This is a genomic window from Nitrosomonas oligotropha (assembly GCF_009833085.1).
In the GTDB taxonomy this organism is placed as follows: Bacteria; Pseudomonadota; Gammaproteobacteria; order Burkholderiales; family Nitrosomonadaceae; genus Nitrosomonas; species Nitrosomonas oligotropha.
In genome coordinates this window covers 77,072-99,198 of record NZ_QRBZ01000011.1, presented here as the reverse complement: position 1 = coordinate 99,198, position 22,127 = coordinate 77,072, and the positions used below count along the sequence as shown (strand labels likewise).

Sequence of the window (22,127 nt, the reverse complement as noted above, 5' to 3'; positions counted from 1 at the left end):
GAAGCCACATAAGAGTTTGAGTAATGCCACTCCTTATGAAATACTCAACGCTTATTTCTATCAACCTCTCTGTAAACAACCCTGAGATTTCTTACACATAATGATATTTCTTCAATTAACAAAGAGAGGAAAACTATGTTTATTCAAAAAGATAATACTAGTGTAACCGAACCAGTTAATTTTAATCGCAGTAACGTAGAAGCAATATTTCCCGAAGACATTCCACTAATTGATGCTTTCGACGAAGAAAGCTTCACATTCTCAGACGGTATGCTTCATATTGAAGATTGAAGCGAATTCTTGCTTCCGCTTCACATTTTCTTCGGTGAAATCCAGCCGTAATTAATAGCCGCGTTGCAGGTATCCGGAACAATATTCAAACGTTGTGCACTGTGACCGTAGCAGATGAAGTTTGATTTGCTGGAAACGCAAGCCGCGACTTGTGACCAATCAACGGATTCCGATAGCATGGATAGCGATTGTTTGACCGGTGTACCATCGGAGCAGGAGCTGCGCTACCCTTATGATAACGGTTAAGGTGTATTACAAACCTTAGCAGGAAAAAATTTTACAATTCAAGTATTTGACTATAAACAGTTAGATTACCATGATAATTCTATGACACCATGGCCTATTTATCACGTCAATGTTGACGGCCGGGCTGTCTTGTAAGTGTCATGCGGAATAAAATTGCGGCCATTTAATGATCTTTTTTTAGGAAGAGAAGCTGTCGAGAATTGAAGATAATTATTTGAATACTCCACTCTAATTGCGTAATTAATTATAATCAGAGCGGATTTTTAATCAGTTTTCTGCAACAAGAAGTTATCGAACAGTTTGATGGCATCATCCAATAATTCCCTCGCTTTTTTGGTGCCGGCTGAATCTTTTCTGCGAGCGGACCACTCAACTGCTTTGCAAGCTTTGGCTAATTGTTTAGCGCCGACCATCCGGCTGGAACCAACCATACGATGCGCAATTTCACCCACAATAACCAATTCATCTTTTTCTAGTATTTCAAGCAACTCATTGTAGTCATTGCGGATATGAACCTGGAAATCCCTCAAAACTTGAATATGATCAGCTGCATCAGGAACAACTTTGCTTAATTCTGAAAAATCTATTACACGGGTTTTATCACAAAGCTCCGATTCTACTAACGCTCGGGTTTCATTCTTTCCGGTTAAAGCAATTGACAGAGATTTTACCAGTACGGCTTTAAGCTGCGCCAAATTTGCAGGTTTTACCAGCAATTCATTCATACCTGCAGCACGGCAATTTCGAACCTCTTCATCAAGCGCATTTGCCGTCCAAGCGATAATCGGAATAGGTTTTAATTTCTGATCAGACTCAATCTTGCGAATCGACTTTGCCAAACCATAACCATCCATTTCCGGCATGTGGCAATCCGTAATCACTAACGCAAACTGGCCGTTACGCCACATATGCAGCGCTTCTCGGCCATTCTCGGCGGTTCTGACGCGCAAGCCGAGCAACTTGATTTGACGCGCCAGCAAATCGCGATTGATCGGATGGTCGTCCACTGCCAGCACCAGCGGCGAATCCGCGCTTTGCTCGAACAGTGGTAGAACCCTGCGTTGTTCGGTCTCGTGATCGAGATACCGCACAACTTCTCCGGGTGCATCACCTAGCGGCAGCGCCAGAATGATGCTGAATGTTGATCCTTGCTCAGGTTTACTATCGAGTTCAATGGATCCATCCATCAATTCCGCAAGGCGGCGGCAAATCGCCAACCCTAATCCCGTTCCACCGTACATTCGAGCCGTATCAGCATTGCCTTGACGGTAACGTTGGAACAATTTCCGTTGCGTCTTCTCATCGATTCCTATACCGGTGTCACTAACTGAAAAACGTATCCGCTCCCCGTTTTCCGTTCGATCTATCAATTCGGCACGCACTACAACTTCACCACCTTGGGTAAACTTGATAGCATTGCTAACAAAATTGTTCAGAACTTGCGAAAGACGCAGTGGATCAACGATATGGGAAGAACCAATACGGTCATCGGCTTGTTGCCACAATACTAGATTTTTAGTACTGGCAGCGCGCGAATAGGTATTCACCACTTCCTGCAATAGCCGTCTGATCGATGTTGGGCGCATCGACAGTTCCAGTTTGCCTTCTTCGATTTTAGACCAATCCAAAATATCGCTGACAATTCGCAGCAATCCCCTGCCAGAATTCCAGGCGGCATCCAATGTCGACTGTTGCTCATTATCCAAATGCGTCATAGAAAGAAGCTCCAGCATTCCAAGCATTCCAGCCAGAGGCGTGCGGATTTCGTGACTCATTGTCGCCAGAAAAGAATCCTTTGCCTGATTTGCCGTCTCAGCGGATTTTTTCAGTTCTTTGAGTTTCCTTTCTTTGATCTTCATTTCGTTGATATCGTGAATAACCCAGATTTCCCCGCCCGGATAACTACCGAGATGCAACGATTTGGCAATAAGGTGCGCCCAGAAATTTTCTCCATCCTGGCGCAGCAAATTCGATTCGATGTTGAATACTTGATTTTTATCCAGATATGGTCTGGCAATATCAATCAATGAATCATCCTTATTGGGTTTACAGAATAAGCTTCTAAGTGGTATATCCAGTAGAGCGCCTGCAGTAATGAAACGGAATATCTCAGCCACTTTAGGGTTCGTCCTCACTACCCGGCCATCGACGGCAAATATAACTCCAACTTGCACGTTATCAAGGATCGATTGCAATTCCAAAGTCCGCTGTTCTACCCGTTGCTCAAGTTCTTCGTAAACTCGAACATTTTCCAGGGCAACTGCAGTGGTATCGGCAAGCGCTTGCAATACTTTTATCTGTTCGAGCGTTGGATGATACTGCTCGGCCCAGTAGTTCCCTATGGCGCCGATTGGATCGAGCGTGCGTATTGGCACCATGGCAAGGCTACGTACAAAAGTAGGACGATAAGCATCCGCGGGAATACGAGAGTCAGCATAAATATCCTCGATCACGGCCGACTGACGGTTTATCATGGTCCAACCGCTGATGCATGCACTCATCGGGAAACGCTGCCCTTTCCATAGCGGGCTTATGGCGTCTTCCTCGGCATAAAAACACATACCGTTTTCGCGCAATACGAATGTGGCGCCGTCCGCTCCTGTTAATTTGCGCGCCGCATGGCGGACAATTTCCATTACCGTCGGTAAGTCTCTCGCCATGGATAACATTTGCACCACTTCCACCAATTGTTCCATAGCACTGCTATACCACAAACTGGGTGAATGTCCGCTAGGACCATCAATGTTAGTCTGATTACTCATCTAAGGAAAAATTTAAAACAATAGCTGGGAATTTTTATATCTAGGAGAGTTTTCGGCAGAATACTTGATAAATGAAGCTAAACTCATGGGCTTTGAAACAAAGTAGCCTTGCACTACATCACACCCCATATTCTTAAGCATATCCCAATCCTGCTGCGTCTCAACCCCTTCGGCAACGCTCTTCACACTCAATTCACGAGCCATGTCGATACTCGATTTCACCACGATCCGCGCCATTTCATTAGCAATAGAATCCTGGATGAATGACTGATCGATTTTGAGCTCGCTAAATGCAATTCGGGTGAGTTGTTGTAAACTGGAATAACCGGTTCCATAATCATCGATCGACAATTCAAACCCATTCATGCACAAACGTGTCAGGTTCTCCAATGAATACGCAACTCCTGACATTGCGGCAGTTTCAGTTATTTCCAGGGTAATATAGCGAGGATCTATACCTGCTTCTTTCACAACCCCAGTAATTTTATCCGCCAGTGTAATATCATCTAGCGATGCCAATGAAAGATTCACCGACAGGTTGATTTTGTGACCGGCGTCGTGAAGTAAGCGACATGCTGAAGCGGCTTTCTCCAGTATCAGAAAAGTTAACTCATCGATCTGGTTATTCTGCTCAAGCGCCGGAATAAAGGCATACGGCGAGATTAAACCAAGTTCCGGATGATTCCACCGCGCCAATGCTTCAGCACCGATCAGACGATTTGTCTGCATGTCTATTTTCGGTTGGAAGACAGGTTCAAACTGCTTCGCACGTATCCCCTGCATGATTTCATTCAGCGAGAAACTGATTGCGTTTCCCCCGTGTGAGTACCATTTGTTCTCAGAGCGCTCATACTGGATGAACAGTTCCTTGAGTTTAACCGCATAAATCGGTTTCTCAATTGCACCCAGTAACTTGACGCCGTACATCCGCGCCATCTTGCCAGCCGATTGCACAAGTTTACTGCTTAGGGCGCTAATTATAATAATAGAAATGTTATGCTGCTCTTCACCAATATGACGAAAAAATTCTAAGCCATCCATTTGCGGCATATTTAAGTCGCATATCACAATATCGATAGGTTTCTCTTTATGTTCTCGGATTATCTCCAATGCGCATTTTCCATTGCTTGCCTCCTTGATCGACTGCACATTCAAAATGGAATGCAGCATTTTCACTATCATCTGTCGCTGAAAGTTATCATCTTCAACAACCAGAACACTTAAGTAGTTTCCTTCCATTGTTCATTTCTTCCACTGAGTCAATTGATGAAAAATCTATTGTTCTAAAGTTTAAATCATCAAGTATATTTGTATATTAAAAAATAAGAGCAAAAAAGATATTCATTTGATCAATCAATGAATTATTGTAGGAAACACTGATAACTTTCGTCGGAAAAAACATTATCTTTTCGTAAGAATGAACGACAAATTGATCAAATTCCAGCTCTGGAAAAGAAAAAACCCTGCGGAACGAAGAACGCTCCACAGGGCTGTTTCTGATAAGAAATATGCTGTAACTGCACTCAGTTAATATAATTTATTTAGCAAAAGGTATCATTCACCAAACTCACCCAAGCGGGTTTTTTATTGCCCAACAGTAATGAAATAACGTAGATCCGGAAAAATGGATATCGTATCTGGCTAAGCTGACTTCGAAGGCTGCAAGAATGTTTATCTCGACTACTCTGTAGTACTAGGACTCCAGAATGCTTGGCTAATGAAATCTGTTGCTAAAAGCTGTTGCGCCACCCGCTCAAGATCATTTCTTTCTATCGATGCCGCCGCCAATGTTGCTTTAATTTCGATTTCGTTTGTACTAAAAGGCTGAATTACTAAATCGTGTATCGGATAATTTGCTTCTTCAAGAAATTGCTCCAAGGTGAGTAAAGCATCTTTCCGATGCTTTATCGGTGCTATGACATAAATTGTATTGGTCACTTCCACGGCCGGAATATTAAGCGGTTGCCTATTGATTCGGTCAACGACAGGGCGCAGTAACGTATTGGTCGCAAGTACGAATGCTGCGGAAAGTATAGATTCGAGAACTAGATCCGCACCCGCGCAAGCACCGACTGCAGCAGAACACCAAAGCGTTGCGGCAGTGTTGAGTCCACGCACATTACCTTCTTCGCGCATGATAACCCCGGCACCGAGGAAACCAATTCCGGAGACTACATACGCCATAACATGCACTGCCCCATCGTGACCATACAATCGATATGCCGTATCCACAAAGATGGCCGCGCCCACTGCCACCAACACATTAGTACGCAAACCGGCTGTACGCTGGCGGTACTGACGTTCCAGGCCGATTACTCCGCCAAGAACAAAAGCAGTGAAAAGACTGATTATGGTATCACCCAGGGAAATCAGGTCGATATTCTGAATGGCTTCCATTAGCCCTGCCCCTCAATAATAAAAGTAATTCTTCGCATACCTTTTCATAAGAAGCAAGAGGTAATTGTAAGGCAAGGCTATGCCGATGATCACTTACTGACTTTCTCAGTCTTCGCCACCTCTAATAATCTTCAGAGTTTTGGGGTTCCAGTGCAAATCCAATTCGACACCGGCATCAATCAAATCCTGAATGCTGATATAGCCAAGTTCGCCACCCTGCCCGAGATTTGCAAGCCCAAAAGCCTGCAATTGCTCATCCTCCATATCCTTCTCGGTGATATACCAATCACCAGATCCTTTGAAATAGTGCAAATAAGCGATTGCGTCATCGCCCATGCCATCTTGGCCGTAAGTTTTCAGCATGGCCTGTATTGTGTTGGCAATCTCGATTAATTTATCCTTGAAAGACTGCCCATCCTCTCCGTTCATGGCGGAACTTATTACCAATAATTGCGCTTCCCCAATGAACTGCTTTAGCAGCGGCATGACCCTGTTAACATCTTCCGTGGTGGCTGGTTGTGGCTGCACTTCCGGTTCGTTTGGCTTTGGTTTTTCGTCATCGCCCCCGCCAAGGCCCAAGATGCCGCGAATTTCACTTACGCGTTTAACCATTTTCAGTTTCTCCACGCTGGATTGAACAGTTTGCAGATTTAAACGGATGGCCGCAGCTTCCTTGATAAGCTTTATTTTCTCCACTCCAGACACTTGATCTAAAACGATAAGCGAATCGGGATTTGCGGAGTCAAACTCTTCGCGCGGCTGGTTATCGATATCTGGATATTTGGCTTTCATTTCCGGGGTTCTAAGCAGGTTGCGCGATCCGGTGTGACGTATGCGCCTGGTAGCTATGCAGATAAGCATTCCTGGCACTTTCTTCATCAGGGAAAGCCAGCATAATCTTGTGTTCGTCGAAGCGGCCATCAATGTACTGACTGATGGCGTAAGCGGTCTCAGATTGCGGGTATGGGCCGACAAAACAATCAACACCATCACCGTCCGCGCCCTTGGTGCGGCTGATGTAGCCGTAATGTGCGGCCATGCGAGAAGACCATCGCTTGCCAGTCTTTTGATCGATACCGGTGCGATACGTGCCGCGCGGCTGTTCAATGGCTATGGAAAGGCCGTGCAAAGAGACTCTGCCCACTTTGTAGTTTCCGGCCAAGCACTACGCTTGTGTTGGTTCTGGAATGGAATTTTTACCGAAAGCGCCGCCGTGAGCGTCGTTTTCGATATTCAGAAAATTGGTGTCTGTTGAATTCGTCATAAACGGCATGGTAAGACGCTTACGGAACTGTATTTGATGAGTTTTTCGGTTAGATAATCATTTGACAATGCATCTATTTTGATATATCTTTATACCATGAACGGCAAACAAATCATCAAAAAACTGGAAAATGAAGGATGGCAACTCAGCCGCATTCGCGGAAGCCATCACATTATGAGTAAGAACGACCACAGTGTTCCGGTGCCCGTGCATGGCTCTACAGAGATAGGGAAAGGTTTGCTGTCAGCAATCGAAAAACAAACTGGGGTTAAACTAAAATGAATACACTTTATCCAGCAAAATTTGAACCGCAAGAACCTTCCGGGTACTTTGTACAATTTATTGATATTCCAGAAGCAATAACGCAAGGTGAAACCATCGAAGAATGCTTGTTTAATGGCGCTGAAGTGTTGTCTGCAATGCTGGAAGAGTATATTGAATCAGGCAAGGACACCCCGTTTCCATCGGAGAGCATCCAAGATGCTTATTACATCGCGCCAGATGTAAAAATACAGTCAGCGCTTTTGATTAAATGGGCGCGCGGCGACAAATCTCTTGCAGAAATAGCGAGAGCGCTTGAGACATCCTGGCCAGCTGCGCAGCGCTTGGAAGATCCCCATCACTGGGCAACGCTTAGGCAGCTTGACAAGGCCGCCGCCGCATTGGGTAAGAAATTAGTGCTGTCTTTGGAGTAAATAAATAGATTTGCGCTTGGTTGGACTACGCAGAATTATGATCGCAGCGAAGTAAAGACAGGCTGAAAATAGATTTTATTACAACCTAGTAGCGGTCACCAGAATTCCTGATCCTGATTGCTGCTGACCACACCACCCGCCACGCTTGCCGCCGTCATACGCCCTTGCGATGCCTTTGTTTATCATTTCCTGGCCGATATTCACGCCACCGACCCAAACATCGGCATTTATCCTGAAATATTTGTCACGGCCAACATTTCTCAGCTCGATGGTTCCAGGCTTAGCAGATGAAAGTATTCTGGCCAAAAAATCCCTTGCCACCACAGCGCCGGACTTTTCTTGCGGGCATTTGCCCCTGATCTCTGGCGCATCAATCCCATTCATGCGAACCGGGACATGCAGGCACAGAACATCCGGACACCCGGCAATATTAATCAGGAATGTATCACCATCATGCACTTTAACCACAGCATCCGGCTTGATTGTCGAACCCGCGAAAACAGGATCGCCGCATCCATACAACAACAGAACAAGACTGAAATCACTGAATTCAATAATTTCATGCCGCAATACTCCCGGTTTTGTATTTCTCGATTTGCGCGCGAACTTCTGCAATGGCGGACTTTAAGGCATCCCTTTTCTCCGTCAAAACCGCTTTCATTTTGGGCGCTGCCGTGCGAATCCCATCTGGCAGCTTGACCTTGGCTGCGGCAAGCAATTTCTGGTACTTCGATCTTCCGGCATCCATCGCTTTTACGATCTCTGCAATTGCGTCAGCATGGCTATCCTGGTTCTTTATCGGCAGCAATTTGCCGTTCAAAAGCACCTGGTAGATATCGCCGGTCTGTTTTATTCTCATGGTAACTTTCTGAGAATCAGCAAAGGTGAGCGTCATTTCACGATAGCTTACCCCGGATGATCTCTTAACCTGGCTTGATACATCTTGTTGAACAACATGAGAACCGGCCTGCGCAAAGTATCTACTCACTTGTTTCGCGGCCTTTCCATTGGGTGATAAGTCATTAAAATCGAATAATAGATTTTTCACTTTAAAATTCCCTTAAGTACAAAAAACATTCCCGCTACCATTGACCGGGTGCCCGCAGGTGGCTTTATCACCAGCTTTGCATACGCCAATACCGTGAGCGAATACGGTACCGCTTGATTCAGCCATTACAGCGGAAGTGTGCGGCCCGGTATTATGAATTCTCACTTGAGCGCCCAAAACAGCGACGCTTTTGCCATTCACAAACACGCTACCGGCCAGAACTCCAATTATTAAAGCACCGGCAGAATCCTGATCAACTCTCGCAATTCCGGGCATATTAGTTCAGGTCGATTCTTGGTGCATTGATAGTAACCCCATCTTCCGTAATAACGATTTCGGAACCCCCAACAGCAAGCCTGACCACGGTGGCGTATCCTATGGAACCTATCAACTATCTTCGAATATGGGGACGCTCCAAGAATTCCTGAAATCGACCAAATATGGCGAACAGTTCAAAGGATTGAAACCAGGAACACCGGAATTCAATTCGATGTGGAAGGAAGTTGCCCGCTCTGATCCCGAATTCGGAGCCGCGCAGCACGCTTTTATCAAAGAAACCCATTTTGATCCGCAGGTCGAAAAGCTCAGGAAGTCGGGCATCGATATATCTGGCCGCGGCGCTGCCGTTCAAGATGCAGTTTGGAGTTTGGCGGTCAATCCGGGTTGATTGGGAACGCTCTAAAAGGGAAAGATCCCGCCAGCATGAGCGATGCCGATTTCGTATCGGCAATCCAAGATTACAAGATTGCCAATAATGAAACACTATTCAAAAGGTCAAGCCCGGATGATTGAGTAGGGACGGCGAACCGTGCCGTGGAAGAAAAGAAAAAATTAGTGGCGCTGGCCACTCAGCAAACCATATCGCTACCGGCCAAGGCGAAAGAAGTTCAAACCGCTTCCGTGACCGTGCCAAGCGCTCCGCAAGTTCTTCCGCCGATAAAGATACCGGACGCGCCCAATATTGAAAGCATGATCAACAATATTGGCAGCGGCAGAAACACGGTTGTGACATCAGCCGCACAGCAGCAAGATGTCGGTCAGGATGTTAGAGACCGGGGAATTGCGCATATTGTTACGGGAGGATTGAGTAATTGAGGGTTTGTCTAAAAAGACCAAGTTAGCTTAGGAAGTTTTTGCTCTTAATGGCTCACTACAACGGATAAATCTGATATCAGGTTATTAAGATTTATTGACCTCCCACTGATTAATGGTAATAAACATTCGTCTAAGTCGTTCTAAAAGCGGTGCGACGAAAGCTTATCTCTTTTCATTGTTCTCGTTTAAAACGTTGTTAGCGCCTTGCAACTTACCTCCGCCTACGATATTTAATAGAAAATCTAGAAAACTCAAGGCCTGATCCATTATCCCAGCAAATACTGTAACTAGATTTTGGTCATCTACGCCGAAGACGACAGCAATTTTTCGATATGTATCTCCTTTACGATGTGCGGCACCACTAGAACGTAAACTTTGTAGATTACGAAGAAACATAATTTGAGAATCATACTCTTCGACACCTCTTGCTTTCAGTACGTACTCTAGGCGGTTAATGCTTCCTTTAATATTTGGGAGATCCTCTTTAGGGATTATTTTTTTGAGATCCTTTTCATTTATGGAGTCGATAAGCAACTTTGTTAAACCTAAGACCAACTCATCAAAGTCGCGCTGTTCTTCTGTCGCGGGAATTCGCAAACCTTTGATGTAATAATCGTCTCCTTCATCCAAGTGAAGTAGAATTTCCCAACCTAATCGATTGACACTTTCTTCTTGCAAGCGGTGATATTTATTTGCAAATTTGTGTTCGGGGCGTTTTGAGTCAGTAAACTGCGCAAGCATTTCTCGTTTGAAATATGTCTCACTTACGGTGCCCTGGGGGGGAATGTTATATGTACGCCAGTACAGTTGTTCCTGGTAAGAGATATTCCCCAAATCACCTAACCAAACACAAATTTTATCCGAATGATGATTGTCTATCTTTAGACTCCAAAGGTTTCCACAACTTAGCATCGAATCTTCGATTAAATATTTGGAGGGTTGCTGATAATATTTATCGAGAACTTGCTTTCGAAAATGTATTAAAGTTAGAAAATTTGGAGATCCTGGGTTAGCACCGAAATTGTTAGCCAATTTATCAGGATTTGAGGTATGAGTCAGTACATCACCGTTTTCATTCTCATTAATTATGAACTCCACATATTCTTTTTCGGTCTCTTGGGCAAAGCTCCCAAAATCACTCTTAGATTTCGGCAAAGGTTCTACCATCCGCTTTCCAAACAGTCGACTGAAAGAGCGATGCTCGCTGATGCAAATGCCATCACCATAATTGAGGCTCCAACAGCTAAGATCTTTACGCTGATACTCGCCACAAGCTTTCAAACTAAGTTCTTCCAATGAAAATAATGAATGCTCACGACAATCAAATTGAATCGAAAGATGCATGTTTTTAATAGCCAAGAACTGCCGAATCTCCTTTACACGGATTTTTATACAATCTTCCTTAATAATTGCCACTACTGTTTCGTTCCCGTCATTATCGAATTTTATGAACTGATTCGTCTTCCTGTCATGGTATAGATTATGAAATAAACGAAACTCTTCGGATATTTCATTATAGCTATCTCGCAGGTCATGAAAAAAGCGGTCTATAACGAGAGGCTCAATGCCGCTCTCTTTCCCGTAACGGAGATAGCGATATTGTTCCTTATCATGGATATTGTAAATAGCGTCATCTGGCAATCCCTGGCCATGTAAAAGATCCCAATTTGAACTCGATAATGCTTGATCAATTTGATCGTTTGGCACAAGTGCGCAGTAGATACCGCAGTAGTTTGGGGAACCATCTGTATTCGAGGTATGCACCGTCAGTATATCTGTTAATTTCAACTCTCTGGTTAATAACTGCAGATTCTCTGCTTGTGCTAGACGTTTGTGATCCTGATCCTGATCATGACTCATATTCATTTCATCTTCTCCGAAGTTCATACTCTTTGATAATAAAGAAATATTTATATTAGAGAAAAAATGCATAATTTTCTGTAATAAAAGACACTGCATTTAATAGATAGGCTTTGAAATAAGATCAGATTGGACTATTTCTTTATCTAACTTGTACCGCTTAATTACCGACTGTAATAGTTGCAAAATCCACGGCTCCGCAGTTGGTGAAACAAAGATCCGATTAATTAATTCTTCTAAAACAATTGAAACTTCAATTCCAAAGATATCCTTATATTCAATAGAATCTCTGCTAGAGGTTGCCATAACCAGCGCTCTTAATTCTTTTTCGTGCTCAAAACTTTTTCTTTTATGTAAAAACACAGAAAGCGGATAATGTACTGGAATATAATTCCTACGATAATCCATATATTTCACTGTTCCGATATTTACTTGATATTCATTACAGGATTTTAAAGAATTTTTTAACCTATTATATGAAGATTCAATTGCTATTCCGCTTGCGTTACCAGCGTATAATTTCCACATTGCAGCAGATTCATGTTCTTGAATATGCCAGGAATCAATGAACACTTTATCGTGGAATTTTTTCATATCATTTGGAATCCACTTGTTGCTCAAGTAGATATTAGATCTCTGTTTATCAAAATTATCTAATTCTTTTTCTCCCCATTTCTCAGCCTCTTCAGAGCTTTTACTTTCTTCCTGCATCATTTTTATTTTAGTACTTTCAACTTTCTCAATTAGTTCTGCCCTTAAGTTATCTAATTGTTTGTGTATTTCTGAATCTTCATTTCCAAACTGCACGTTGAAGTCAGAAAAAAAACCTTCATAAGCGTCATCTTTCATTAGCCGATCAATACGAACAAAAAATAGCTTCGATTTGTCGATCAAAGACAAAAATTTTGTTATATCCATGTAGCGCCATATTGTGCAATCTGGATCTTCTGGCGCAATTAAGTTTGGATCATCAGTGAAAGGCATGTATCAAGGTTCTGTTATTTATTTTTTTGATAAAAATTTAGTTTAGAAATTTTACGGTCAATGTTTTTATGGAAGAATGATAAATCTTATGAATTAAATAATCTATTACGCACTCCAGAATAATAAATAAAACCTCACTTTTATTAATAACCCTATTTATCCTAGACTCTAAAAAGATAATCAAACCCCAGCAAACAAATCATCAGCCTTGTTTTGCGCCGCAGCAGCCACGGAATCGACGCCCCCCACCATCGCATCAGCAGAAACCATGTAGCTTGTCGCATCCTCAAGAAACGGAAAGCTCATCGCATCAATAATGTCCGGGGATTTTATCCCTTGCTTCCGCATTTCTTCTTTTTTCTCCATGACATACTTAAGCCCACCGGCCTCAGCAAAGTGATACGGCAGCCGGGCACCTTGCAGCAATATCTTTTCCCGCATTTTTCTATCGATATTTTGCGGCATTACCGCGCGCCCTGATCTGACCGCATCACGAAATCTAACCATCGCGCAAGCGCGGCGATTGTAAAAACGATCCTGATATTCCTTCTTGAAACATGGCTTGCCCCAATTGACTCTCACAACCGTAACACCAGACGCCTCAATCAATTTATTAACCGTGGAACCCACCCCACCGTTATCAACCAGCAAAGTGGCGTTTGATATCTATGTTTCCCTGCCACACCGATTGCCTGCCCTTTCTGCATGGCAACCTGCGAAATAAACCACTGCTCTTCAAATCTTTTTACATAAACTCTGGTTTTGGTTATTTCGTAGTAATCGTTAATCCAGCTGTGCGGGCCATAAGCAATACCAAGGTAGGCATCGTTCATTTCCTTCCAAATACCATCGGCAACCTGGCTTATGCGCGGCGCGCCAATGTACGTGTTGGAACCTATTTCGATCTTGCCTTCGTAGGATGCTATCGGGTGACACGACAAGTGCCACAACGCTATCCTGGCAAAAGCTGCGGTTTTCCCGGTCGAAGTTCCCGATACAACGCTAACTTTTGCATTTGCCGGGGCTATTTCATTAAACAGCTCCTCTTGATCTTCCGATGGAACCAGGCCGCAGACCTCAACTGCAAACCGCAGCGGATCAGCGTGATATCTTTCTACAAAATCCGGGTACCTTGGATCATTAAATATGAGACCTGGAGTCGACATGCATCAATCTTGCCCATGCTCTATGGTAATACCACGCTCCAACAACACGGCTTCCTGGCGCGCTCTCGACTGAGCCATTTTTTCCATGAATACTTGCTCAATTTGCGTCAGCTGATCCCTGTCGAGTTTCACGTTAACGCCAACCTCAACCTTGTCGCGCCATTTTTCTGGGTGGCGATTTTTCAATAGAAATATTGCGGCCACGGTGTCGGGCGGGTAATGCTTGGTTAATTTAGTTTTCGTGATTTTGCCTTGATAGTTACTCACATGAGTCTCTGGATGAGAGTAACCCATAGCTCGCTTATCCGGCGATACAGTCACTGCTGATGACGCTGCCGGTGTATTTGTGGATAAGCTCCGTGATCCTGAAAACGAGTTTGATCCTGCAAAAGACGATCTCACCATACGTGACGCCGAAGGCATCGGTATATCAACTCGGATATGTCGATCAGCTACGACGGACGCCCATATGGTCTTGCATCCGCATCAGCAAAATGGCGCGCGAACATGATGATTGCTGAGGCGATCAACCATGTGGCCGGGATCAAGTTTTTAATGGCTGATGAATTCGATCTGCTTGATTTGCCAAGCCGCAGCGCGTGCTTAAAGTGGCTATTGGGCTTATCTCGCGCCGGTGAGATTGAATCTGTGCTGTTGTTCGGTACGCTGAAAGAAAAACCGGCAAATCTTCCATCTGCGGTTGAGGCGCACTGGATTGAGAACGGAGTGATTGCGGGTGATCAAGTTAAGGCGGAGGCTGCTTAGAAATGTTCGGGAGCGCACGGAACTTCATTCAGTTTACGGTGATAATGCTTAGCAAGTCTATCCCTGCATCCCGATTCAGGAATAGCCCGCACCAGCCCGGATGCTCCCCGGCATTTAGTCGGAAGGCTGGAACTGTCCTAAAACCCGGTGCGTATACCTCCTATCTTTTCACTTCACGCACTGGTTTTCTCGAAAACGAGTGGGGCTGTTTGTTTATTAATGGAGGCCGGAAACCTTTAGCCATTCGTGACATTCAGTTCCACCCGTCCTATTTCGCGTTCATTGGGTGGAACACAGCTTTAAGACGTAAGATCTTCGGCCGCATGACTGGAAGCCTTGATGTCACTGTGTTCTGCCCACCCCCCACTACGAATTAATCCCACAGCAGGTGGAATCATGATTACCTGCGCTACAAATGAACGTCCAAAACTTATTTCAGCTTCGATGGTTAGAGATACTCGGATAGTTGGATTAATTCAGTATTTTAATATGACGTATTTTTGCCCATCTTATCTACGGAATTGCTCCTTAAAACTTGAGGTAATATTTGATCATCATTTCTCCTTGGACATGATATTACCGCAGCAACCAGCGCATGTTAGCTCGCGTAGTCGGATGGTAGCACCACTAGATTTTGTGTCAGTTAAACCCAGTACACCCTCCCCCTCCTATGGTGTGCTGGGTTTTTTGTGGACAGCTATCCCATGAATCTGATAGCCGTTATCAATTGGGATAGCTTTCTCAGACATGACCTGAAGCATTTCGATTGCTGCTATTTTCCTCGAAGCTTATCCACAACTACCCGCGTCTCAAGTTCAGATATAAGTTCCTCGGCAAACTGTTTCTTCAGCGCAGCGATGACACAAAGTAAAACTGCTTGCGTTTGTGTGGGTATCTCATCCCAATTTTCTTCCAATTCTGCTAGCAATATTTCGCTTAGTACGATTGGATTGCCGGGTGGAAGGTTGTGGCTTTCTATGAGTCGGATAACAATACTGTTAAGTTCTTGTTTCGTCATATTTCACCTGTTCAATGTATGGATTGCACACATTAAAAAGAACCAAACAGCAGACTACAGTAATTCCAAATCATTGACAAATTCAGCCACTCGGGTTTATTCTTCCAGAGTCACGGCAAAGTCCGTGGCCGGGTTTGACAGCCTGAATGAGGCGGCAGATAGCCGTCAGCGTTGCGTTGAGCGGCTTTTTTATTGCTTCAGTGTGCTCGCTTATGGGCGGACTGGGCGGGGAGCCGCAAGGCTCGCTGGTGCCTCACCGGTCTGTCAACCCGTTCAGTTCCGCCCACCTCATTTGACAGTGAGTGGCGGTTCGTTCAACGAACTTGAGGCACATATCATGGCAACCAAATCTACCCGTGCACCCGCACGTCGCAAGTCAGTATCAACACCCCAAGCAACACTCCTTACACCAGCAATGATTGAAGCTCACGCTCGCAAGCAAGCGCTTCAGGAAATCTTTGACTTCATGGATAACTGGACAGAGGCGGAGAGAGAAATTACCCGACATTTACGTCCCTTTGGCGATCCTGTAAAAGGAATCAAAGAAATCCGCAGATTACGCGGTGTATCCATCGCAAAGTGCAAAGTAATTCCTTTCCCCATTAGAAATTCACAATCAAAATCTGTCATGGAGTCTTAATCATGAACAATCTAATCAATATTGCCAATTCTCCAAACTTGACTATGAGTAGTCGCGAGATTGCCGAGTTAACCAGCAGCACTCATGACAATGTTTTAAAAACAATAAGATCATTAGCTTCAAAGGGTGTCGTTTCTGGAAACGAGACCCCTTATATTCACCCTCAGAATGGACAAACCTACCAAGAAATTAGACTTTCATATCGAGACACAATGGTTGTTGTATCTGGTTACAGTGTTGAGCTCAGGGCAAAAATTATCGACCGCTGGCAAGAATTGGAACACCAAGTCAACAATCCGATTGCAAACCTTTCCAGAAAAGACTTGTTAAAGCTTGCGCTCGAATCGGAAGAGGAAAATGAACGATTGCGTCTTGAAGTCAAAGAATTGGCACCCAAAGCAGAAGCTCTCGACCTAATTTCAGCCGACAAAGACGCACTGACCATTACCGAGGTTGCGAAAATCCTTGGAATGAAACGAAAAGATTTAACGGCCAGATTAAATGCCGAAGGATGGATTTACCGTCTAAATGGCGCATGGGTGGCTTACGACAGGTACATCAAAAATGGATACCTTACCTACAAGGAAGCTAAATACACTGACGAGACTTCTGGGCAGGAATGCAGGAAGCCTTATTGCCACGTAACACCGAAAGGTTTAGCGAGATTAGCGCAAATACTGTCAATAGAACTTGAAGCTGCTTGATTAATAATAATTCATCACCCCGCTTCGGCGGGGTCAAAAGGATAAAAGAATGAATGAATTAACTGCAAATCAATTAGAAAGTCAAAGCAAAGAAGCAATTATCGCTTATCTGAGAGATAGCAATATCAAATTAGAGTATTTAGAAAAAGATTCACCATATACAGAAAAATGGAAGCTGGATCCTAAGCATGGAAAGGTATTCGACATAGAACATTTTTATTACAGAATATCAAATGCTAGGCCTTGGTACAGGGTTGGTTTGACTGTAGATGGAAAAACAGTAACAGCTGACAATGATCACCAAGAAGAGCTTTTAGAAAATGGCGATGGTTTTGTCAAGTGGATAACCGAAAGGATCGAATATGACCAATAAACTCGATGAGAACTAATAGGATAAGGTATTAAATGACAATAACATGGACTAACGGTGATGATGAGATGCCGCCCGATAATCAGTATGTAATTATTTGCTCAAAAGTGACCGGTAAAGTTAGAAAGATAACATCCACACAACTGAGATTTTTACACGCCTTGCGCAGTGATAATAGAACCACTAAATTTACTACGTTCACCACAGTGAAATAGCAGGAGCTAAACAAATGAAAATAGTCAGGATGTCTCGATATAAAACCAGATGGGTATCATTAACGCATTTAGTATCACTAGCACATGTTTATTATATAGCTAATTTACGCAGACCTTTATTTGGCTACAGGAGACGTAAATGAGCCAGTACTGCCTGGATAGACCAAGGACCAATAAAGATTAAAACTCCAGAACTTTACCAAGAATTACTGGATGATCCGAAGGAATGACGATGCAACCACTCGATAAAATAATAACTAGAGACACCAAGCTTTACACTCCAGTTGAGGCAGCTGCCAGAATCGGGATCAAAGAAACAACACTGAGAAATTGGCGCTGCACCGGTAAAGAGGTAATTCCGTTCATAAAAGTGGGCGGGAAGGTTCGCTATGCTGAAGAAGACTTGATTGATTACTTGAATAAAAAGCGTGTGGCGTGACTATTTTGATTTTTTTCGCTTAATGCTGACAACTACATCCGCTGGATTTTTAAGACCGGCAGCCGTGAGCATAGCGCTGGTAGCAGCATTTACGCTATCACGCACTGGATCAAGATCAAGCCGGGCATAAATAGCGGTTGTGTTATGGTTTTTGTGATTGAGTGATTTCCCAATGATTGCCAGTGACGCGCCGGTTTTGGCTTGCCAGCTTCCCAACGTCCGCCTTAGATCATGAATGCGCAGATTTTCGATTCCTGCACGATCAAGGATTCTCTTCCACCCTTTTTTCGGCTCTTCAAGATGCCCGGATTTACCGGTACCGGGAAACACAAATACAGCATCACCGCCCGGTTTTCTGTTACGCAATACCTGAATTGATTCTTCGCTCAAAGTGACTGTTTGCGGTGTTCCGTTTTTGGTTTCATGTATCCGCCATTCTGCCCGGTCAAAGTTGATATCTTTCCAGCGCATGCTAAGAACATTTGCGCGGCGCGCACCGGTCAATAAAGACATCAGCACATAATCCCGGATAGTTTCGTTTTGTTCCTCACCGAGGGACTGAAAAAACCTTGGGAACTCATCGCCCTGGATGAATCTATCGCGGCTTTTTTCGCGGTTACGCTTGATCCCGGATGCCGGATTAATATGCCATATCCCGATAGACATTGCCCACCCAAAAATGCTCGATATGAGCGCAAGAACGCGGTTCGCGGTTGCCGGATTGCCTTTCTTAGTGATTGCAGCGTGAATTATTGAAATGTCATTTTTGTCTATTGCGGACAGTTTTTTGTTACCGATTGCGCCGCTGATGTGATTCCTGAATTTTTCTTCATCTTCCGGCCAGGTTTTTTTGTGCAGCTTGGAATGTCGTTCGATGTAATCAGAAAATAGATCGGCAAAAGTCATTTCCGCCCTACTCTCGCGCTTTCTCTCTGCTGGGTTGCGCCCTTCAGATATGGCCAGATTGATTTCCATCGCCTTTCGCCTGGCTTGATCAATTGTCATGTCCGGGTAACGTCCTAGGGTTACGCGCTCAGGCTCACCACATTTCATGCGCCGGAACACGCTAAAAGTTTTTATGCCGGTATGCGACACCCTTAACTGCAATCCACCTGTTTTTGTGTCATGATAGGTGTCCCGCTTGCCGTGCGGCGGCACGGGCAATGAGTCTATTTCGGCTTTTGTGAAATTGAATTTTTTTGCCATTCTGTCCGGGGTAACGCCGGGGTTACTTTGGGGTTACAACTTATGGGTATTTTTAGATACATCCATAAACAATCGTGAACGGCAGATTACCCGAAGAATGGCTTTATATCAACATAGAATTACTTTCGATGACTTTCGTAAACATACGTAAACAAGTGGAATTACGGACTTTTAATCCGTTGGTCGGCAGTTCGAATCTGCCACGACCTACCAAAATAAATAAAAGGACTACAGGTCATAGACTTATAGTCCTTTTATTTTCTAAAAAATTTAATTATTTGAACTCAATAGTTAATTCAATTAAATCTTTGTAAACATTGTGAGTAGTCGTTGCGCCTGAATATACTGGCGAAAGAATAAGGACAACCATCCGGCTATGCACTGGTTGATGCGGTTATAGAATCAAAGAAGGGAGAGTTGATTCAACGGATTAGGCTAATTTAGCTTTCTTTGATTCCCCTCTTCCTATTATCAATCACGGTTAGCTGTGATGTGAATCTTGCACGTAATGAGGCGGCTTTGATGAGGGGGGCGATACGATTGTCTCATTTCAGAGATTAATGAGGGAAGATGCGGCATCAGGTATCTACCAATGTTTTTCAGCCAAAATGCGACTGACATATCCCTATTTTCTTGCGCGTCCGTCCTGCCCTTATTAGTCGATGATGGCTTGATAGCTGATCAACCGATAGAGCCCCAGATTGTTAATCCGACGGTCATTGGTATTAAATAAGAGCGGGGTATCTTCGATCGATGTATAATTCTTTGTTCTATAGAGATATTGTTGAAATACTTCAGTTAGGGTGTCGGGGTGAGCGCCGGACCTATGTATTTGCTGCCAGTTGATGACCTCTTCGCTCGGCATTGTGTTGGACTGCTGAGGAATCAGATCCCAACTCACTCCAAGGTAACGTGCTATCCCTACAGATAGTCATCCAGCGCCAATCTTTTAAACACACGAGTATAACCTTTACATTCATCAGCTGACCGTATCTTTACGTGGCGCACTGTCTGGTATTTGACGTTCATAGTGAAATATTCCAGAGGTATATATTTGCTCATTCAAATTTACAATAAGATTATGAATAAACCAAAATATATTCAATATTTCGTCTTTGGTTATTTCTTTTCTTACAAGGCCATTGTTAATGTACAGGGAGTTTCTTCCTGCTGTATGCGCAATATTGTTTCTTAACTTTTCATTGGATTTGAATTTTTTCCAGTCACATGAAATTCCATTTTCTACTGTGCTTAAATTTCGAATATTTAAACCACATACATTCTCAAGTAACTGGATCCGCTTCTTTTGCTCTTTAGTCTTGTAATTATCCATCATCCACTCATAATCCTCGATGTTGGCTATCGCGGGGCTTTCTAAAAATTCAGTTTTCTTCTCCTCGCTCCAAATAAATTTAAGATTCTTGTCACATTCTCTTATTTCATCACGATGCTTCCATATGGATTCATTTCTCATCTTGCTTTCACTTTTACTATCACAATAAATCCATATAAATATTACTGTATTAGCAATAAAGAACTCGAATATAGAGAACGCATTCACTAAGAATTGATTTTTGGCGTAGGTCAATATAGTTTTTTTATGGTTGTCAAAATCAGAATGATTACTGGATAAAACTAATCCTGACCGACTACCACCGCCATGCTCTCTCCAGGCAGTAAAATACGAATCTGGAATTGCATAAGGACCTTCAATTTCGAGTTTCTCTCTTATTAGCAAGCCGTACTCAGCATATCGATACAAAGCCAATGAAGAGCTCAAGTCGTTAATTGCTGTGTAAAAAGGAAACAATCTTGGGTATTTCAGTGGTCTTGCCATCGTGTCAGCCTAGTGTGAATTTACAAATCTGTTAATAAAATACAGCCATACCAGGGCATCAGTCTAGCAATGCACTAAGAAGTTGTCTGGTAAAACATTAGACGCATTTTGCAAGTGTTATTTTCATCATGGCGATGATAAATTATGTTTTCGGCAGTAGCAGGCAAAATTTTGAAATCCTCGGATAAACGACGAAAGTTACCAAGCCAGGGAAACGTACGCTCGATCACCCATCGCTTCGGTAAAACAGCCCATTTACCTTCGATCTTCTCTGAAATGTGCAAAGCCAGGCCTAATCCATTAACTACGAAATCAACTGCTGTGTCTCGATAACCGGCATCCCCTGAGAATGCTTTGAGTAAAGGGGGGCAACTCCAAGGTCAGTATATGGCTGCTCGGATTCGGTATTGGTTCGGTTCAGTTCGTAAAAAGCGGCGGTGCGAAAAAAGTGGTTATATTTTCTTCGACTTTGCAGGCATAAATTTCCGGGTGGCTGCTTCTTTTAATCCGTTGTTCGGCAGTTCGAATCTGCCACGACCTACCAAAAACAGGCACTTAGGAATAAAATCCTAAGTGTTTTTTTACTTTATGAGTATCCTGTCAGCGCAACGCTAGGAATTCCGCGCAACACAAATTAACACAATCCATTGTCTTAATATATTTAATAATCATAAAATTATGAAAATTAAGCTAGCTGTGAACGGTACGTTAATGAGAGGCTTAGCGTTAAACCACAATCTGCTGGAGTTAGGTGCTGTGTTTGTGGAAGAAACCTTAACCGCGCCTTTCTATCGTCTTTGGTCGATTAACGATCGGCACCCCGCAATGCAACGCTGCGCCAGCGGCGGGCAAATATTCTTGGAGATATGGTCGATAGACTCATCTAACCTCGGGGAATTATTAAGCCGTGAACCGGCCGGACTCTCGGTTGGAAAAATTCTCTTGGCTGACAACCGGGAAATCTTAGGAATCCTCGGAGAATCCTATCTGTGCGAAGGGATGCAAGAAATAACCCAGTTTGGTGGATGACGGGAATACAAGGGACTGCGTTAATTTTATCCTGCGGAAACCCGGAATGATCCATCCTTTTGGCATTATCCCCTTCATCCTTCACAGTACAACGAA

General features: G+C 43.7%; 27 protein-coding genes and 1 pseudogene. 12 read left to right on the top strand and 16 right to left on the bottom strand.

Annotated features, from left to right (window positions below; all coding sequences use genetic code 11):
- Positions 1-135: 135 nt before the first annotated feature.
- Positions 136-291 (top strand): hypothetical protein, encoded by a 156-nt coding sequence (locus tag ABD07_RS04615; RefSeq protein ID WP_160817319.1) that lies wholly within the window; start codon positions 136-138, stop codon positions 289-291.
- Between the two features lie 114 nt (positions 292-405).
- Positions 406-537 carry a hypothetical protein gene (locus ABD07_RS15170; protein WP_275689487.1) on the top strand — a complete coding sequence of 44 codons (132 nt, stop codon included), beginning with the start codon at positions 406-408 and terminating at the stop codon, positions 535-537.
- 263 nt (positions 538-800) lie between these two features.
- Here ABD07_RS15170 and ABD07_RS04610 read toward each other — a convergent pair whose 3' ends face one another.
- The 5 genes from ABD07_RS04610 to ABD07_RS04590 form a co-directional block, all read right to left on the bottom strand.
- The gene (locus ABD07_RS04610; RefSeq protein ID WP_160817318.1) at positions 801-3,233 is read right to left on the bottom strand and encodes a GAF domain-containing hybrid sensor histidine kinase/response regulator; all 2,433 of its coding nucleotides are present in this window, start codon (positions 3,231-3,233) and stop codon (positions 801-803) included.
- A gap of 78 nt (positions 3,234-3,311) precedes the next feature.
- Entirely contained in the window at positions 3,312-4,538 is a 1,227-nt protein-coding gene (locus ABD07_RS04605; RefSeq protein WP_160817317.1) for an EAL domain-containing response regulator, read from the bottom strand.
- Positions 4,539-4,979: 441 nt separating this feature from the next.
- Positions 4,980-5,696, bottom strand: coding sequence for an MgtC/SapB family protein (locus ABD07_RS04600; protein ID WP_160817316.1), 717 nt, complete (start codon positions 5,694-5,696; stop codon positions 4,980-4,982).
- Positions 5,697-5,801: 105 nt separating this feature from the next.
- A complete protein-coding gene (locus ABD07_RS04595) occupies positions 5,802-6,488 on the bottom strand; it encodes a DUF2958 domain-containing protein (protein WP_205010661.1) in 687 nt (228 codons plus the stop codon).
- A 10-nt stretch (positions 6,489-6,498) separates the two neighbouring features.
- Entirely contained in the window at positions 6,499-6,858 is a 360-nt protein-coding gene (locus ABD07_RS04590) for a hypothetical protein (protein ID WP_275689486.1), read from the bottom strand.
- 198 nt (positions 6,859-7,056) lie between these two features.
- On the opposite strand from ABD07_RS04590, the gene ABD07_RS04585 reads away from it, so the two are divergent.
- Both ABD07_RS04585 and ABD07_RS04580 read left to right on the top strand, forming a co-directional pair.
- Entirely contained in the window at positions 7,057-7,242 is a 186-nt protein-coding gene (locus tag ABD07_RS04585) for a type II toxin-antitoxin system HicA family toxin (protein ID WP_160817314.1), read from the top strand.
- Entirely contained in the window at positions 7,239-7,655 is a 417-nt protein-coding gene (locus ABD07_RS04580; RefSeq protein WP_160817313.1) for a type II toxin-antitoxin system HicB family antitoxin, read from the top strand. The genes ABD07_RS04585 and ABD07_RS04580 overlap by 4 nt, the downstream gene beginning before the upstream one ends.
- A gap of 78 nt (positions 7,656-7,733) precedes the next feature.
- Here the strand turns inward: ABD07_RS04580 and ABD07_RS04575 are convergent, their stop codons facing one another.
- Positions 7,734-8,225 (bottom strand): thermonuclease family protein, encoded by a 492-nt coding sequence (locus ABD07_RS04575; protein WP_160817312.1) that lies wholly within the window; start codon positions 8,223-8,225, stop codon positions 7,734-7,736.
- Complete coding sequence (locus tag ABD07_RS04570) at positions 8,215-8,703, bottom strand: defense against restriction DarA-related protein (RefSeq protein ID WP_160817311.1); 489 nt, start codon at positions 8,701-8,703, stop codon at positions 8,215-8,217. The genes ABD07_RS04575 and ABD07_RS04570 overlap by 11 nt, the downstream gene beginning before the upstream one ends.
- Positions 8,704-9,106: 403 nt before the next feature.
- On the opposite strand from ABD07_RS04570, the pseudogene ABD07_RS04565 reads away from it, so the two are divergent.
- Positions 9,107-9,495 (top strand): annotated as a pseudogene (locus tag ABD07_RS04565) (VgrG-related protein).
- Between the two features lie 21 nt (positions 9,496-9,516).
- Positions 9,517-9,798, top strand: coding sequence for a hypothetical protein (locus ABD07_RS04560; RefSeq protein ID WP_160817309.1), 282 nt, complete (start codon positions 9,517-9,519; stop codon positions 9,796-9,798).
- Between the two features lie 162 nt (positions 9,799-9,960).
- On the opposite strand, the gene ABD07_RS04555 is transcribed toward ABD07_RS04560, so the two are convergent.
- The 5 genes from ABD07_RS04555 to ABD07_RS14770 all read right to left on the bottom strand — a co-directional run bounded on the left by ABD07_RS04555 (position 9,961) and on the right by ABD07_RS14770 (position 14,075).
- The gene (locus tag ABD07_RS04555) at positions 9,961-11,664 is read right to left on the bottom strand and encodes a hypothetical protein (RefSeq protein WP_160817308.1); all 1,704 of its coding nucleotides are present in this window, start codon (positions 11,662-11,664) and stop codon (positions 9,961-9,963) included.
- A gap of 93 nt (positions 11,665-11,757) precedes the next feature.
- Positions 11,758-12,642 carry a DUF2971 domain-containing protein gene (locus ABD07_RS04550; protein ID WP_160817307.1) on the bottom strand — a complete coding sequence of 295 codons (885 nt, stop codon included), beginning with the start codon at positions 12,640-12,642 and terminating at the stop codon, positions 11,758-11,760.
- 180 nt (positions 12,643-12,822) lie between these two features.
- Positions 12,823-13,107 (bottom strand): hypothetical protein, encoded by a 285-nt coding sequence (locus ABD07_RS04545; RefSeq protein WP_160817306.1) that lies wholly within the window; start codon positions 13,105-13,107, stop codon positions 12,823-12,825.
- Between the two features lie 140 nt (positions 13,108-13,247).
- Complete coding sequence (locus ABD07_RS04540) at positions 13,248-13,808, bottom strand: DEAD/DEAH box helicase family protein (RefSeq protein WP_160817305.1); 561 nt, start codon at positions 13,806-13,808, stop codon at positions 13,248-13,250.
- A gap of 3 nt (positions 13,809-13,811) precedes the next feature.
- Positions 13,812-14,075: a hypothetical protein gene (locus ABD07_RS14770; RefSeq protein ID WP_205010660.1), complete on the bottom strand. Its 264-nt coding sequence runs from the start codon at positions 14,073-14,075 to the stop codon at positions 13,812-13,814.
- Positions 14,076-14,249: 174 nt separating this feature from the next.
- Here ABD07_RS14770 and ABD07_RS04530 point away from each other — a divergent pair, with 174 nt between their 5' ends.
- Positions 14,250-14,573 (top strand): hypothetical protein, encoded by a 324-nt coding sequence (locus ABD07_RS04530; RefSeq protein WP_160817304.1) that lies wholly within the window; start codon positions 14,250-14,252, stop codon positions 14,571-14,573.
- A gap of 772 nt (positions 14,574-15,345) precedes the next feature.
- On the opposite strand, the gene ABD07_RS04525 is transcribed toward ABD07_RS04530, so the two are convergent.
- Positions 15,346-15,591 (bottom strand): hypothetical protein, encoded by a 246-nt coding sequence (locus tag ABD07_RS04525; RefSeq protein ID WP_160817303.1) that lies wholly within the window; start codon positions 15,589-15,591, stop codon positions 15,346-15,348.
- A 337-nt stretch (positions 15,592-15,928) separates the two neighbouring features.
- Here ABD07_RS04525 and ABD07_RS04520 point away from each other — a divergent pair, with 337 nt between their 5' ends.
- The 4 genes from ABD07_RS04520 to ABD07_RS04505 all read left to right on the top strand — a co-directional run bounded on the left by ABD07_RS04520 (position 15,929) and on the right by ABD07_RS04505 (position 17,959).
- On the top strand, positions 15,929-16,231 hold the full coding sequence (locus ABD07_RS04520; protein WP_160817302.1) for a hypothetical protein: 303 nt from the start codon (positions 15,929-15,931) through the stop codon (positions 16,229-16,231).
- Between the two features lie 2 nt (positions 16,232-16,233).
- Positions 16,234-16,935, top strand: a complete 702-nt coding sequence (locus tag ABD07_RS04515) for a phage antirepressor KilAC domain-containing protein (protein WP_205010659.1) — start codon at positions 16,234-16,236, stop codon at positions 16,933-16,935.
- Between the two features lie 49 nt (positions 16,936-16,984).
- Entirely contained in the window at positions 16,985-17,308 is a 324-nt protein-coding gene (locus tag ABD07_RS04510) for a hypothetical protein (RefSeq protein WP_160817301.1), read from the top strand.
- A 444-nt stretch (positions 17,309-17,752) separates the two neighbouring features.
- The gene (locus ABD07_RS04505; RefSeq protein ID WP_160817300.1) at positions 17,753-17,959 is read left to right on the top strand and encodes a helix-turn-helix domain-containing protein; all 207 of its coding nucleotides are present in this window, start codon (positions 17,753-17,755) and stop codon (positions 17,957-17,959) included.
- Here the strand turns inward: ABD07_RS04505 and ABD07_RS04500 are convergent, their stop codons facing one another.
- The 3 genes from ABD07_RS04500 to ABD07_RS04490 form a co-directional block, all read right to left on the bottom strand.
- Complete coding sequence (locus tag ABD07_RS04500) at positions 17,960-19,165, bottom strand: tyrosine-type recombinase/integrase (protein ID WP_160817299.1); 1,206 nt, start codon at positions 19,163-19,165, stop codon at positions 17,960-17,962. It lies immediately after the preceding gene.
- 655 nt (positions 19,166-19,820) lie between these two features.
- Entirely contained in the window at positions 19,821-20,030 is a 210-nt protein-coding gene (locus ABD07_RS04495) for a hypothetical protein (protein WP_160817298.1), read from the bottom strand.
- Between the two features lie 114 nt (positions 20,031-20,144).
- The gene (locus tag ABD07_RS04490) at positions 20,145-21,002 is read right to left on the bottom strand and encodes a hypothetical protein (protein WP_160817297.1); all 858 of its coding nucleotides are present in this window, start codon (positions 21,000-21,002) and stop codon (positions 20,145-20,147) included.
- Positions 21,003-21,680: 678 nt separating this feature from the next.
- Between ABD07_RS04490 and ABD07_RS04485 the strand changes: the two genes are divergently transcribed.
- On the top strand, positions 21,681-22,031 hold the full coding sequence (locus tag ABD07_RS04485; RefSeq protein WP_160817296.1) for an allophanate hydrolase-related protein: 351 nt from the start codon (positions 21,681-21,683) through the stop codon (positions 22,029-22,031).
- Positions 22,032-22,127: the final 96 nt, after the last annotated feature.

Bases quoted from the DNA above. Each gene is read 5' to 3' on its own strand.
- ABD07_RS04555 (WP_160817308.1), bottom strand. From the start codon at position 11,664: ATGAATATGAGTCATGATCAGGATCAGGATCACAAACGTCTAGCACAA.
- ABD07_RS04550 (WP_160817307.1), bottom strand. From the start codon at position 12,642: ATGCCTTTCACTGATGATCCAAACTTAATTGCGCCAGAAGATCCAGAT.
- ABD07_RS04585 (WP_160817314.1), top strand. From the start codon at position 7,057: ATGAACGGCAAACAAATCATCAAAAAACTGGAAAATGAAGGATGGCAA.
- ABD07_RS04490 (WP_160817297.1), bottom strand. From the start codon at position 21,002: ATGGCAAGACCACTGAAATACCCAAGATTGTTTCCTTTTTACACAGCA.
- ABD07_RS04495 (WP_160817298.1), bottom strand. From the start codon at position 20,030: ATGCCGAGCGAAGAGGTCATCAACTGGCAGCAAATACATAGGTCCGGC.
- ABD07_RS04545 (WP_160817306.1), bottom strand. From the start codon at position 13,107: ATGCCGCAAAATATCGATAGAAAAATGCGGGAAAAGATATTGCTGCAA.
- ABD07_RS04510 (WP_160817301.1), top strand. From the start codon at position 16,985: ATGAATGAATTAACTGCAAATCAATTAGAAAGTCAAAGCAAAGAAGCA.
- ABD07_RS04505 (WP_160817300.1), top strand. From the start codon at position 17,753: ATGCAACCACTCGATAAAATAATAACTAGAGACACCAAGCTTTACACT.
- ABD07_RS04615 (WP_160817319.1), top strand. From the start codon at position 136: ATGTTTATTCAAAAAGATAATACTAGTGTAACCGAACCAGTTAATTTT.
- ABD07_RS04485 (WP_160817296.1), top strand. From the start codon at position 21,681: ATGAAAATTAAGCTAGCTGTGAACGGTACGTTAATGAGAGGCTTAGCG.
- ABD07_RS04605 (WP_160817317.1), bottom strand. From the start codon at position 4,538: ATGGAAGGAAACTACTTAAGTGTTCTGGTTGTTGAAGATGATAACTTT.
- ABD07_RS04610 (WP_160817318.1), bottom strand. From the start codon at position 3,233: ATGGAACAATTGGTGGAAGTGGTGCAAATGTTATCCATGGCGAGAGAC.
- ABD07_RS15170 (WP_275689487.1), top strand. From the start codon at position 406: ATGAAGTTTGATTTGCTGGAAACGCAAGCCGCGACTTGTGACCAATCA.
- ABD07_RS04580 (WP_160817313.1), top strand. From the start codon at position 7,239: ATGAATACACTTTATCCAGCAAAATTTGAACCGCAAGAACCTTCCGGG.
- ABD07_RS04540 (WP_160817305.1), bottom strand. From the start codon at position 13,808: ATGTCGACTCCAGGTCTCATATTTAATGATCCAAGGTACCCGGATTTT.
- ABD07_RS04515 (WP_205010659.1), top strand. From the start codon at position 16,234: ATGAACAATCTAATCAATATTGCCAATTCTCCAAACTTGACTATGAGT.
- ABD07_RS04530 (WP_160817304.1), top strand. From the start codon at position 14,250: ATGTCGATCAGCTACGACGGACGCCCATATGGTCTTGCATCCGCATCA.
- ABD07_RS04520 (WP_160817302.1), top strand. From the start codon at position 15,929: ATGGCAACCAAATCTACCCGTGCACCCGCACGTCGCAAGTCAGTATCA.
- ABD07_RS04500 (WP_160817299.1), bottom strand. From the start codon at position 19,165: ATGGCAAAAAAATTCAATTTCACAAAAGCCGAAATAGACTCATTGCCC.
- ABD07_RS04525 (WP_160817303.1), bottom strand. From the start codon at position 15,591: ATGACGAAACAAGAACTTAACAGTATTGTTATCCGACTCATAGAAAGC.
- ABD07_RS04595 (WP_205010661.1), bottom strand. From the start codon at position 6,488: ATGAAAGCCAAATATCCAGATATCGATAACCAGCCGCGCGAAGAGTTT.
- ABD07_RS04600 (WP_160817316.1), bottom strand. From the start codon at position 5,696: ATGGAAGCCATTCAGAATATCGACCTGATTTCCCTGGGTGATACCATA.